Below are 13,073 nucleotides of genomic sequence, written 5' to 3'. Positions count from 1 at the left end.
TAAGGTTCCGCTTACCCTCGGTCCATGCCAGTTGCGACAAGGAGTGTGGGAGAGCAGGAACACGGTCGCTAGGGTGCGGCCCGAGGTCGGTCGGTGACCGTTATCGGCCGGGCGGACTGCACTTCCGGTCGTCGCATGGGCGCCCCGAGGGTGCTCAAAGCGACGCGAGGCTCTCGACGGAGGGAAGCGTCGTGACGGTAGTCGGCAAAGTCGTGGTCACAGGAGCGATCGCGGCCGGTTCCATCGCACTCGGCAACCCCGCTCAAGCGGCCATGACGACCCAGCACGCCGGCTCATCCATCCTGACCGCGTCGGCAAGCTCAGCCTGGCCGGCGGCCACGTCACAGATCGCGCCCGGGGAGATCACTTCGCCCTCTGACGGTGAGGTGGTGACGAGCTCGTCCGTGCCGGTCTCCGCGCGAGCCGGGCTGTTGCAGCTGAAGGTGGGGCTGTACGTCGAGGGGCCTTCCACACCCAGCCAGACGATCGGCACAGGCAGCGGGAATCAGACCATCTCCGGGACGTTCAACGCCGGCGACGCCCCCAACGGCACATTCACCGTGACCCTCAAGGGTGAGATCACCGGCACGACCTACGCGAGCAGCACGTTCACCCTGCGCAGGCCCGCGCAAGCGCCGGCGGATGTGCGGGCCGGCAGGCGGGGCGCCAAGAAGCTCCTCGTGACCTGGAGAAAGGGGCCCGAGCCGGACCTGCGGTCGTACGAGGTGTCCAGCACGCAGTCCGGTCTCGGCGGGCGGATGCCCGTTGACAGCGCGTGCTCCGGCTCCTCGTGCCGGGCGGAGCTGGCGGTCCCGGCGCAGGTGGCGGGAAAGAAGGTGGGGTTCGCGGTCACGGCGTTCAGGGGGGACGGGAGCGGCGGATCGATCGGCTCGGAGGAGTCGGCGATGGCGTACGTGAGCTTCCCGGCCGCGCCGTCCGCCAAGCCGACGAAGAAGAAGCCCGCCGACACCGGCCAGACAGCGAAGAACAAGGGACCCACGAGGGTCGACGCGCTGCCCATCCTGCCCGGAAAGACGCAGACGCGGCCGTCCAGCAAGCCGAGCAACCGCAAGGCGGCGACGTCACCCGAATCATCCGAAGCCGACCCGAACGCCAACCTTCTGGTTCCCTCCGGGGAGGAAGGGCCTGAGAAGGGCGGTGGCCCGGCTACGTCGCATGGCAAGGACGGCGCCGGCTCGGCCCCAGGGCAGACCGGCGGGGTGACGACCGCATCAGGCGAGTCGCCGCTAGGGAACATCGGCCAGTACGGGTGGTACGCGACGGCCGGCATCCTGTTGCTGCTGCTCGGTGTGCAGGTGGGCGGTTGGGCCCGGCGGCGTTCGCTGGCTGCGGCCGAGGGCGGGGTTGCCGCCTCGCCATCCTCAGCGGGCCGAACGCCAGGGCCGGCGGGTGGTGCGTACACGCTCTCGACCGCGCAGGGCACCAAGCTCAGGCGAGCGGATGGCACGGTCACGCCGGTCACGTCGGCGTCGCGACGACCCGCAGTGATCGTGTCCGTCGCCAAGACCCGTGTATCAGAGCAAGAGCCGCATACGGGGACGGATGGCGCGGCATCAGCCTCTGGCTCTTCCGAGGGTTCGCCGCCCCGAGGTGTCTCCTCTCCCGAGGGTTCGCCGCCCCAAGGGGTCCCCTCCTCCGAGGGTTCGCCGCCCCACGGGGTCTCCTCCTCCGAGGGTTCGTCTTCCCCCTATGTCTCCTCCTCCGAGGGGGCCGCGTCGCCATCTCCTTCAGGCGGGGCGGCGGACGGTTCTGCGTCGCTTGTTCTGCCTTCGGTGCCGATCGACGAGCGGTGGAATGACTTTCTGCCGCCGACGCCCAGGTCCATGGAGGACAGTGCGTTCTGGACGCGTTCTCAGGCGGGGGATGGCGATTTCTGGGAAGCGGATGGCGACGGCGATGGGGCATATGCCAGTCGTGCGCGGAGGAACGGGAAGCATTTAGGTAAGTCGGATAGGGAGTAATTGCTCTTCGGCTAAACGGGGCTTGGTGATGGCCTCGCTTGGGTGCATGGCTAGTCCGTGGCGGGGTTCGGGGTCCCGCTGGGTGCGGGATGCCGAGGGGATGGGTGGTTCAGCGGTGCGCTGAAAATGCCGGTCTCGGTGCAGGTGGAAAGAGTGTTCGGGGTAGGGTTTCAGGCGGCGGGCATCAGGTGTTGGGCCGGTAACTCTTGTCTGTTACGGCGGTGGTTTGACTGACGTTATGTCGCAAGCGCGTGAGTTTTATTGCGGGGATAGCAATGTGTTGAGGAGGCGGATGGCGCCTCTTTTGTGTAGGGGTTCGTTGCCGTTGCCGCATTTCGGGGATTGGATGCAGGACGGGCAGCCGCGTTCGCATTCGCAGGACATGATGGCTTCGCGGGTGGCGGTGAGCCAGTCGGTGGCGCGGGCGTAGCCACGTTCGGCGAAGCCGGCGCCGCCCTCATGGCCGTCGTACACGAAGACGGTGAGCAGGCCCGTGTCGGCGTGCAGTTCTGTGGAGACGCCGCCGATGTCCCAGCGGTCGCAGGTCGCGAACAACGGGAGGAGGCCGATGGCGGCGTGCTCGGCGGCGTGGGCGGCGCCGCCCAGGTCGATGTCGGCTTCGGCCAGCAGGGCCACGGCCGAGGCGGGCAGCGTCCACCAGACGGCGCGGGTGCGGAGGGTTCGGGGCGGCAGCTCCAGAGGTTCGTCGCCGAGCGATTCGCCTGATTGGAGGCGCCTCTTCAGGTACGAGACGACTTGGCGGGTCACCTCCACCTCGCCGAAGTGGAGGGTGCCGGGGCCCAGAGGTTGGGAGCGTTCAGTGGAAAGGATGGAGATGTCGGTGATGTCGCGGGCGAAGGTCGTGTAGTCCGGGTTGGCGCTGGAGACCAGGGCCACTCCGGCGTCCAGGTCCAGGAGCTCCACGAGGAAGGTCTCGCCCTGGTGCAGGTAGATCGCCCCCGTGTGCACGGTGGTGTGCGCGGAGGGCTCGTCCACGCTGCCCAGCAGGCGGCCTGTGGACGACTCCACGACCTGGATCGGGGCTCCTCCGCCACCTCGGATGTCGGCGAGGTCCGTGGCCCGCTCGCGCCTGGTCCAGAACCAGCCGGCCGGCCGCCTCCTGAGCATGCCGTCCGCCACCAGGTCGTCGAGGACCTTGGCGGTGGTGGGGCCGAAGATGGGCAGGTCGTCCTCGCTCAGCGGGATCTCGGCGGCGGCGGCGCAGAGGTGGGGGCCCAGGACGTACGGGTTGTCCGGGTCGAGGACGATCGCCTCCACCGGGCGGCCGAACAGGGCCTCGGGGTGGTGCACGAGGTAGGTGTCCAACGGGTCGTCCCTGGCGATCAGTACGGCCAGTGCGTCCCTGCCGTCGCGGCCCGCCCTGCCCGCCTGCTGCCAGAGCGAGGCGCGGGTGCCCGGCCAGCCGGCGATCAGCACGGCGTCGAGGCCGGAGACGTCCACGCCGAGTTCGAGGGCGTTGGTGGTGGCCAAGCCCATGATCGTGCCTGCGCGGAGGGCCTTCTCCAGGAGGCGGCGGTCTTCGGCGAGGTAGCCCGCCCGGTACGCGGCGATCTTGTTGGGGAGCTCGGCGAGGTCGGCTTCGGCCGACTCCGGGATCGCCCAGGCGAGGGAGGACGGTGATTCGAGGGGGGGCGATGATCCGAAGGGGGACGCTGTCTCCAGGGAGGACGGTGAATCCCCGGAGAGGGCGGCGGACGGGACCGGCCCCCGAGAGGTTCCGGTGTGGGCGGCCGGTGTGTGGTCCCGGGCTTGTTCGGATGATTCGGCGGTGTGGGGGGCCCGTGTGTGTTCCGGGGCTGGAGCAGCGTGTTCCGAGCTGGGGGATGAGTGGTCCGTGCCCAGGGGGGTTCGGCTCGGGTGCTGGGTGGCCTGGTTCTCGTCTGGAGACGGCGTGTCCGGGTGCTCGGTGTCCCCGGTCGAAGGGAGAGGGGTCGGGGGTGGGGTGTAGGGGAGGGAGAAGGCTACGTCGGCCAGTTTGGCGCGGGCTGAGAGGGCTACTGTTTCTGCGCCTCTCCTTGAGCGGATGAAGGCGAGGGTGCGTACGTCGGCCAGGACGAGGTCGGCCAGCAGGTCGGCGGCCTCCGCCGTGGCCGTGCGGCGTACGGGGGCCCCGCCTTCGCCCCGCAGCTCCGTCAGGGGCGGCTCCCACAGCGCGATGGTGGTCGCGCCCTTGGGCGAGGTGTCCACCGTCACCTCGTCCATCTCGAGCCCCGTCAGCCTCCGCCCGAACAGCCCGGGCTCGCTGGCCGTCGCCGAGGCGAGCATGAAGGTGGGGGTGGAGTTGTAGCGGGCGCAGGCGCGGCGGAGGCGGCGCAGGATCTGGGCGACGTGCGAGCCGAAGACGCCGCGGTAGCCGTGGCACTCGTCCACCACGACCAGGCGCAGGCGGCGGAAGAACGACGACCACTGCGCGTGGCGGGGAAGGATGCTGCGGTGCAGCATGTCGGGATTTGTCAGTACGTAGTTGGCGTGCTGGCGTACCCAGGTGCGTTCCTCGAAGGGGGTGTCACCGTCGAAGCAGGCCGCGCGGAGCTGGGTGATGCGCAGCGCGCGCAAGCTGCGGAGCTGGTCGGCGGCCAATGCCTTGGTAGGGGTCAGGTAAAGAACCGTGCCGCCGTCGAGGGAGGCGGCGACCGCCGGGGTGAGGTACGCGAGGGACTTGCCCGACGCCGTACCGGTCGAAATGATCACGTTTCGGCCACGGAATGCCAGGTCGGCGGCCTCGTACTGGTGAGGCCAGAGTCCTGTCACCCCGCGGTTCGCCAAGCGCGTAACGAGGACTTCCGGCGTCCACTCCGGCCAGCGCACTTGACCCGCCTGACGTGCGGGAACATGCTCCACATGGGTGACACGCGCGCGACGTGAGGGTACGCCGAGCAGGTGGCGGAGGAGTGATGCCGTCTGTTCTGGGGAGGATCCGGTGGAAGTCACTGTTTCCAGTCTTGCATCCGTGGGCAGAGTCGCCGGGAATCGTGATTTCGTATAGACACAAGCCAGGCGCGTGGTTGAATGCCGCGCGTCAGGGTCGGACAGTCTGGGGCCACGCTCCAGATTGCCAGGCCGGCAAGACTACTTTCGCAGGCGAGGCGCTGGAGGATCTGTGGATCTGAAGTTGGATCACCGCACCGAAGACCGACTCACCATCGTGGAGGTCGAGGGTGAGATCGATGTCTACACGGCGCCGAGATTGCGTGAGCTCCTCATCGATCTGGTCAACAAGGGCAACTTCCACCTTCTTGTGAACATGGAGAAGGTCGACTTCCTCGACTCCACGGGCCTCGGGGTCCTGGTCGGGGGGCTCAAGCGAGTTCGCGCGCACGACGGCTCGCTGGAGCTGGTCTGCACGCAGGAGCGCATCCTCAAGATCTTCCGGATCACCGGGCTGACCAAGGTCTTCGGGATCTACGCTTCGGTCGACGAGGCCAAGGAAGCTCACGGCAAAGACAAGTAGCATGGCTACCGTCGAGCTCACGTTCAGCGCCCTCCCCGCACACGTGCGCACCGCACGGCTGGTCGCGACGGCTATCGCGCGCCGCACCGGTGTGGAGGAGTCCCTGCTGGACGAAGTCAGGCTCGCCGTGGGTGAGGCATGTTCCCGGGCAGTCGAGGCGCATCGAGTGCACTGTCCGGGCGAGCCCATCCGCATCGAGCTACGTGACGATTCGGGGCGTTTCGAGGTCACGGTCAGTGACCTGGCTCCCAGCGAGGAGATCAAGCAAGAAAAGCCGCTGGACCTGGGCATGCTCTCTGACTCGTTCATGTCCAACTTCGGGATCGCGGTCATCGAAGGGTTGGCCGATGATGTCGAGGTGTTTCCCAGCCCCAAAGGCACGAATATCCGGATGAGTTGGCCGGCTGCCGTCGGCAGCAACACCAACACCGGGACCATCTGAGCCGAGCCGCCCTGGTCAGCCCAACCCCATCCCAGGCGGGGTGAGGCGGGCGGGCTTTGGGGGCGTTGCGGAGGCCTTCGGGTGGCCTTCGGGCGGCTTTCCGGGTGGTTCTGGAGGCCGGGGCACGGGCTGATGTCAGCGGTTCTGCAGTATGGACTGAGGGCCGCCTGCGGCATTCGAAGTTGAGGTAGCTGCGGGCTGAGGTCGAGGTGGTTCGGCCAAGGTCCGCGGCTTTGTGCTGTCGGCAGGGCGGTCTCCGGCTTCCGCGATGGCGGTCGAAGCTGATGGCGGTCGAGGGCTGATGGCGGTCATGCGCTGACGGCGGTCAAGCGCCTATGGCGGTCAAGTGCCTATGGCGGTCAAGAGCCGATGTCGGACAAAGGCTGATGTGGTCTGCCCAGTGCTGCCTGCGGTCGGAGCCTGAGGAGGAGGCCGTTCGCGCCGAGGGTTGCGTGGGTGAGAGTTCGGGCGTCAAGGCTGCTGCTCTGAGGTCGGTGGAAGGCCCCTGAGGGCCTCTCTGTGCCCCCAAGGAGCGATTTGTGCGTATTGGGTGGTAGTGGGGGTGGGTTAGTGCGTGGGGCGGGACGGCATGCGTGTCAGGGAGGCCGTCTGAGGATCGAACGGCGGGTTGTCGTCGTGCGTATCCCGGAGGGGTGGGTTTGGGTCGGCGGGACGTGCGGGGTCAAGCCAAGGGGGTGCAGGAGGGTGCGGTACGTACGGGGAGGCCCGAAGGCGGTGGGGATGGAGGGGTGCGGTCAAGGGGCGGGAACGCCGCAAGAATCGGGGTTTCGGGCGGCCCGAAATGGTGCCTTGCTGTGACCGTAAAGGCTTGGAAATTTCTGGTGTCAGATCCCAAACCAGGGCACTGTCAGGGGATTACTAGACACTCGCACAATTAGCGACCGCCAGAGCCTTCATATCCACGGACTGCCTGCGTAGACTCCCGGCACCGGCCAAGGTGATCCGGCGGAACGCGGATTCAACCGGAAGCGGCACCCACAACCCGGATGGTGCCGCACCACCCGCCGAGGAAAACTGCAGCACCGCCCGGGCAGGACGACCGGTCTTGCCGAGGAGAACGATGAGCAGGCACATGCTGGCAGCGGAGCCAGCGTCCAATCTGGTTCTGAGCGGAAACAATCTCACTATTGTGATCGTGGTCGCCGCGGTCGCACTGATCGCGCTAGCCGTCGCCGGCGGCCTGGTGCGCGAAGTGCTGTCCGCCGGCCAGGGCACCGAACGAATGCAGAACATCGCGCGCGCCGTACAAGAAGGCGCCGCGGCCTATCTCACGCGTCAGTTCCGCACGTTGGCGATCTTCGTCATCGTGATTCCCTTCCTGCTGCTCCTGCTACCGGGAGAGACGGACGTACGCATCGGACGTTCGATCTTCTTCGTGGTCGGGGCGGTGTTCTCCGCGCTGACCGGGTTCATGGGCATGTGGCTCGCGGTGCGCGGAAACGTGCGCGTCGCCGCCGCCGCCAATGACGCCGGTGAGAAGCGGGCGATGCGCATCGCGTTCCGTACCGGCGGTGTGGCCGGCATGTTCACGGTGGGCCTCGGCCTGCTGGGCGCGGCGGTCGTGGTCTTCATCTACCAGGGCAACGCGCCGGGCGTGCTCGAAGGCTTCGGCTTCGGCGCGGCGCTGCTGGCGATGTTCATGCGAGTCGGCGGCGGCATCTTCACCAAGGCCGCCGACGTGGGCGCCGACCTGGTCGGCAAGGTCGAGCAGGGCATTCCCGAGGACGACCCGCGCAACGCCGCGACCATCGCCGACAACGTGGGCGACAACGTCGGCGACTGCGCCGGCATGGCGGCCGACCTGTTCGAGTCGTACGCGGTCATGCTGGTCGCGAGCCTCATCCTGGGCCGGGTGGCGTTCGGCGAGGAGGGGCTGATCTTCCCCCTCATCGTCCCGATGATCGGTGTGATCACCGCGATCATCGGCATCTTCGTCACCGGCATGCGCGACCGCGACCGCAACGGCATGGCGGCGATCAACCGCAGCTTCTTCATCTCCGCCGGCATCTCGGCGGTGCTCGTGGCGGCGGCCGCGTTCTGGTACCTGCCGAGCAGCTTCTCCGGTCTGACCGGCTCCACCGTGCAGTCCGACGCCGACCCGCGGCTCATCGCCATCGGCGCGGTGCTGATCGGTCTCGTGCTGGCCAGCGCGATCCAGCTGCTCACCGGCTACTTCACCGAGACCAACCGCCGCCCGGTCAGGGAGATCGGCGAGAGCTCGGCCACCGGCCCTGCGACCGTCATCCTGGCGGGCATCAGCGTCGGCCTCGAGTCGGCGGTGTACTCCGCGCTGATCATCGGCGGCGCCGTCTACGGCGCGTTCCTGCTCGGGTTCGGGAACGTGACGATCGCGCTGTTCGCGGTGGCGCTCGCCGGCACCGGTCTGCTGACCACGGTCGGCGTCATCGTCTCCATGGACACCTTCGGCCCGGTCTCCGACAACGCGCAGGGCATCGCGGAGATGTCCGGCGACGTCGAGGGCGAGGGCGCGCGGGTGCTGACCAGCCTCGACGCGGTCGGCAACACCACGAAGGCGATCACCAAGGGCATCGCCATCGCGACGGCGGTGCTGGCGGCGACGGCGCTGTTCGGCGCGTTCCGTACGGCGGTGGAGAACGAGCTGGCCACCGCCACGGCGTCGGTCAAGGACGCGCTCGGCACGTTCGCGTCCTTCAGCCTCAGCATCGATCAGCCGAACGTGCTGGTCGGTCTGATCATCGGCGCCGCGGTGGTGTTCCTGTTCTCTGGGCTCGCCATCATGGCGGTCGGGCGGGCCGCGATGCGGGTGGTCTTCGAGGTACGCGACCAGTTCCGCAACAAGCCCGGCATCATGGACGGCACCGAGAAGCCCGAGTACGGCCGCGTCGTGGACATCTGCACCCGCGACTCGCTGCGCGAGCTGGCCACGCCCGGTCTGCTGGCGGTCATGACGCCGATCGCGGTCGGGTTCGCGCTGGGGTACGCGTCGCTCGGCGCCTTCCTCGCCGGTGCCATCGCCTGCGGCACGCTGATGGCCGTCTTCCTCGCCAACTCCGGTGGTGCCTGGGACAACGCCAAGAAGCTCGTCGAGGACGGTCACCACGGCGGCAAGGGCTCCGAGGCGCACGCCGCCACGGTCATCGGTGACACCGTCGGTGACCCGTTCAAGGACACCGCCGGTCCTGCCATCAACCCGCTGATCAAGGTGATGAACCTGGTGGCGCTGCTGGTGGCGCCGGCCGTGGTGCTGTACGCGGGCAACCCGGCCCTGCGGATCGGCATCACCGTGGTCGCGGTGGCGGTCGTGGTGGGCGCGATCATCGTGTCCAAGCGGCGGTCGGTGGCCATCGAGCCGGCGAACAACAACAACCGCGAGCACGAGCCTGTGGCCTCGTAGTTCGTTGAGCGTGTGAGGCGCCCGTCCCCGTAGGTGGGGGCGGGCGTCCTTTTGTTGGAAGGGGAAGGTGGGGGCGGGCGGTTTGTGTGGAGGGGAAGGTGGGGGTGGGGGCTGGGGGGTCGGGTGGGAAACTGGGCGCGTGAACGATGACAAGCAGCAGCCCAGCGGCGGCAAGACCCTGGGCATGATCCTGCTGGCCATGGTCGCCATCCTGGCCGTGATCGTGGGCCTCGCGGTCTGGGCGTCGAGGGGATGAGCGCGTGCGTACGTTGATCGTGCTGCGGCACGCCAAGGCCGCCTCCGTGCCGGGCCTGGTCGACTGGGAGCGCCCGCTGACGGATCAGGGCGAGCAGGACGCCAAGCGGGCGGGCGAGGAGATCAGGGCGGCGGGGCTGGCCCCCGACGTGGTTCTGTGCTCACCTGCGGCCAGGACGCGGCGCACCGCGGAGCTGGCCTTCCCCGGCGTGGAGGTCAGCTACGAGCGGGACATCTACGAGGCGTACCCGGACGAGCTGCTGGAGCTCCTGCGCCGCGCCGACCCCGAGGCGGGCACGGTGGCGCTGTGCGGGCACAATCCGGGCGTCCATGAGCTGGCCCTGGGGCTGGCGGGCGGCGACTACGGGTTCAGGCCGGGGTCGTTCGCGGCGATCGCGGTGGAGCCGCCCTGGGAGCAGCTGTCACCGGGCGAGGGCCGCCTGATCAGCCGCTGGGCCCCGGACAAAGGGCACTGATCAGAGGGCGGGCAGGACGGCGTCCTCGGCGTCGGCGGCCTCCACCTCGTCGCGGGAGATGCCCAGCAGGTAGAGGATCGAGTCGAGGTACGGCGTGTTGACGGCCGTGTCGGCGGCCTGGCGGACGACCGGCTTGGCGTTGAACGCGATGCCGAGCCCGGCCGCCGCGATCATGTCGAGGTCGTTGGCGCCGTCGCCGATGGCCACGGTCTGGGAGATCGGCAGGCCGGCCTCGTGGGCGAAGCGTTCGAGCGCCCGCGCCTTGCCCGGCCGGTCGACGATCTCGCCGACGACGCGCCCGGTGAGCCTGCCGTCGAAGACCTCCAGGACGTTCGCGGCGGAGTAGTCGATGCCGAGCTCGTCGACCAGCGCGTCGGTGATCTGGGTGAAGCCGCCGCTGACGATGGCGAAGCGGTAGTCGAGCCGCTTGAGTGTGCGGACCAGCGTGCGGGCGCCTGGGGTCAGCACGACCTCCTTGCGCACCTGCTCGAACACCTCGGCGGGCAGCCCTTCGAGCAGCGCGACGCGCCGCTTGAGCGATTCGGCGAAGTCGAGCTCGCCGCGCATGGCCTCCTCGGTGACGCGGGCGACCTCGTCGAGGCAGCCGGCGTGGGCGGCCAGCAGCTCGATGACCTCGCCCTGGATGAGGGTGGAGTCGACGTCCATGACGATGAGCCGCTTGGCCCTGCGGGACAGGCCGGTGCGCTGGACGGCGACGTCGACCTCCTGCTGCGCGGCCTCGGCGGCGAGCTCGACGCGCAGGGCGGCCGGGTCGGCGCCGGAGACCGACAGCTCGATGCAGGTGACGGGCCACTGGGCGAGGCGTTCGATGCGGTCGATGTTGGCGCCGGCGGCGGCGATGCGGCCGGCGATGCCCGCCATGGCGGCCGGCGAGAGGGTGGCGCCGAGCACGCTGACCGACAGGCGGCCGCGGCGGCGCTGCTCCTTGGCCTGGGAGCCGGTGGACAGCTCCACCTCCATGCCGAGGTCTTCGGCGACGCGCTCGACGGCGGTCCACATGGCGCCGAGCGTGGTGCCGGTGCCGGTGGACGGGCCGCCCGCGTACGCGACGAGCACGCCGAGCGTCAGGCGGCCTCGGATGACGACCTGCTCGATGTCGGCCACTGTCACGGGGAACTTCGACAGGACGGAGAAGAGCCGGGAGGTGACGCCGGGGCGGTCGGGGCCGGTGAGTGTGATCAGGAGGGTGCGCTGGTCCACATTCAGTCACGGTACTGCGCCCGATCCGGTGCTCGCGCAGCAGGTCGCGCATTCGGGCTCGGGCGCAGCAGGGACGGGGTCAGCGAACGATCTTGGTTTTGACCGTCTTCGCGTAGCCGTGGACGGGGATGCCGAGCCGGTCGAGCTCCTCCTTGCTCATGTTCTCCATGCCCGTCTGGACGTCGTAGGAGACGATGCCGAGCTTGGCGGTCTGGGTGCCCTTGGCCTTCTTGGTGAGCTTGACGTCGAAGATCATGGCGATGCTCTCGCCCTTCTCGACGACCTTGGGCACGAAGCAGTACAGCGCCCGGCCGTCGAGCCCGCACTCCGTGCCCTTGACGCTGGAGCGGTAGTAGACCTTCTTCAGGTCGATGCCCTTGGGGAACTCGCCGCCCAGGAAGTAGTAGTCGGCGTAGTGGGGGCCCTTGTTGCGGGCGACGACGGTGTAGGAGATCTTTCCGCCGCGCTTGACCTTCTTCGGCGCCTTGACCTGCACGTCGAAGACGGAGAACGGGTCGTCCTGGGCGGTGGCGGAAGCGGGGGCGGCGGAAAGCAGCAGGGCGCCCGCCGCTAATGCGACCGTCGCGACCTTGGGCAGAGAGTTACGCATACAAACGTCTCCGTCGTGGATGGAAAACGGGGACGCGACACACTAAGCCCCCGTAAATGTCGGCTTTTCCTATCACGTGGGCAAACCGGGGTAAAGCTCATTTCTGCAGAATCAGGTGCGTGTCCCCGAACTCGTGCCACAGATAACTCTCCCGCAACGCCTCCTCGTACGCCCGCGCCAGCGCCCCCTCGCCCGCGATCGCCGTCAGCATCATCAGGTGGCTCGACCGCGGCTCGTGCAGCCCGGTGATCAACCCGGAAACGGCCCGTACGCCACCCTCCGGCGTCACCACGTGCCCGGTCCACCCCCGGGAGGCGGAGACCACTCCCGCGGCGTCGACGGCGGTCTCCAGCGCCCGTACGACGGTCGTGCCCGCCGCCACCACCCGGCTGCCGTTCCGCCTGGTCAGGTTCACCAGGTCGGCCGTGGACGCGGGCACCTCGTACCGCTCGGCGTAGGGCGGCTCGTCCTTCTCCGGCGAGGCCACTCCCGTGTGCAGCGTGATCGGCGCGATGCCGACGCCCCGCGACACCAGCGCCGTCACCAGCGCCTCGGTGAACGGCCGCGCCGCGCTCGGCATCTCCGCGCTGCCCGGCACGGTCGCGAACACCGTCTGGTACGCCTCGATCGGCCAGTCGCGCTCCACGTACGAGTAGCGGATCGGCACCCCGTGCACCCGCAGGTACGCCTCCACGTCCCGGTCGAGCACGGCCCGCCACAGCCGCGGCGTCTCGCGCCCGAGCAGCCGCAGCGTGGCGCCTCCCGGCATGGGCAGCCACTCGCCCGGCTCGCCCCCCGCGTAAGGCTCGCTCGCCTTGGAGGTGCGCCGGCGCAGCTCGACCAGCCACGTGCCGTCCTGCCGCGCGGTGGAGAAATGCACGGCGAGCCGGTCGAGCCGGACGGCGGCGGGCAGCGTCGCGGAGTTGTTGACCACGATGAGGTCGCCGGGGTCCAGCAGGGAGGGCAGGTCGTGGAAGCGGTGATGTGACGGGTCGCGGTCGCCGCGCGAGACGAGCAGGCGCACCCCGTCCCTGGCCGTGCCGCGCGCCTCGGGCGGTTCGTGGGCGGACAGTCCTGGCGGCAGCGAGAAGTCCAGTGCGGCGGTCATCGAATACCTCCGAGGAAACTCCCGCCTTCAGGCGGGAGAGGAATCGGACTCCTGCGGAGCAGGACAGGGGCAGCCGGTTCGCCGTCAGGCGAACCGGCGTCAAAACGCCG

9 protein-coding genes are annotated in these 13,073 nt (G+C 69.0%); 5 read left to right on the top strand and 4 right to left on the bottom strand.

The features are described 5' to 3' along the window. Positions 1-191 precede the first annotated feature (191 nt). Positions 192-1,982 (top strand): hypothetical protein, encoded by a 1,791-nt coding sequence (locus ACFFR3_RS34990; RefSeq protein ID WP_379484534.1) that lies wholly within the window; start codon positions 192-194, stop codon positions 1,980-1,982. 258 nt (positions 1,983-2,240) lie between these two features. Here ACFFR3_RS34990 and ACFFR3_RS34985 read toward each other — a convergent pair whose 3' ends face one another. Beyond that, complete coding sequence (locus tag ACFFR3_RS34985) at positions 2,241-4,844, bottom strand: DEAD/DEAH box helicase (protein ID WP_512699784.1); 2,604 nt, start codon at positions 4,842-4,844, stop codon at positions 2,241-2,243. Positions 4,845-5,103: 259 nt separating this feature from the next. Between ACFFR3_RS34985 and ACFFR3_RS34980 the strand changes: the two genes are divergently transcribed. The 4 genes from ACFFR3_RS34980 to ACFFR3_RS34965 all read left to right on the top strand — a co-directional run bounded on the left by ACFFR3_RS34980 (position 5,104) and on the right by ACFFR3_RS34965 (position 10,024). Further along, positions 5,104-5,454 (top strand): STAS domain-containing protein, encoded by a 351-nt coding sequence (locus ACFFR3_RS34980; protein WP_043629845.1) that lies wholly within the window; start codon positions 5,104-5,106, stop codon positions 5,452-5,454. A 1-nt stretch (position 5,455) separates the two neighbouring features. Beyond that, the gene (locus tag ACFFR3_RS34975; protein WP_364368084.1) at positions 5,456-5,896 is read left to right on the top strand and encodes an ATP-binding protein; all 441 of its coding nucleotides are present in this window, start codon (positions 5,456-5,458) and stop codon (positions 5,894-5,896) included. A gap of 1,081 nt (positions 5,897-6,977) precedes the next feature. Next, positions 6,978-9,293, top strand: coding sequence for a sodium-translocating pyrophosphatase (locus tag ACFFR3_RS34970; RefSeq protein ID WP_345394165.1), 2,316 nt, complete (start codon positions 6,978-6,980; stop codon positions 9,291-9,293). A gap of 260 nt (positions 9,294-9,553) precedes the next feature. Next, entirely contained in the window at positions 9,554-10,024 is a 471-nt protein-coding gene (locus ACFFR3_RS34965) for a SixA phosphatase family protein (protein WP_379484532.1), read from the top strand. Here ACFFR3_RS34965 and serB read toward each other — a convergent pair whose 3' ends face one another. The 3 genes from serB to ACFFR3_RS34950 all read right to left on the bottom strand — a co-directional run bounded on the left by serB (position 10,025) and on the right by ACFFR3_RS34950 (position 12,963). Next, positions 10,025-11,245: a phosphoserine phosphatase SerB gene (gene serB, locus ACFFR3_RS34960; protein WP_345394171.1), complete on the bottom strand. Its 1,221-nt coding sequence runs from the start codon at positions 11,243-11,245 to the stop codon at positions 10,025-10,027. It abuts the gene before it with no gap. A gap of 79 nt (positions 11,246-11,324) precedes the next feature. Then, positions 11,325-11,855: a hypothetical protein gene (locus ACFFR3_RS34955; protein ID WP_364368078.1), complete on the bottom strand. Its 531-nt coding sequence runs from the start codon at positions 11,853-11,855 to the stop codon at positions 11,325-11,327. Positions 11,856-11,952: 97 nt separating this feature from the next. Next, positions 11,953-12,963: an S-adenosylmethionine:tRNA ribosyltransferase-isomerase gene (locus ACFFR3_RS34950; RefSeq protein ID WP_345394180.1), complete on the bottom strand. Its 1,011-nt coding sequence runs from the start codon at positions 12,961-12,963 to the stop codon at positions 11,953-11,955. Positions 12,964-13,073: the final 110 nt, after the last annotated feature.

This window comes from Nonomuraea salmonea (assembly GCF_042428605.1).
Classification (GTDB): Bacteria; Actinomycetota; Actinomycetes; order Streptosporangiales; family Streptosporangiaceae; genus Nonomuraea; species Nonomuraea salmonea.
This window is presented reverse-complemented; position numbering and strand designations above follow the sequence as displayed.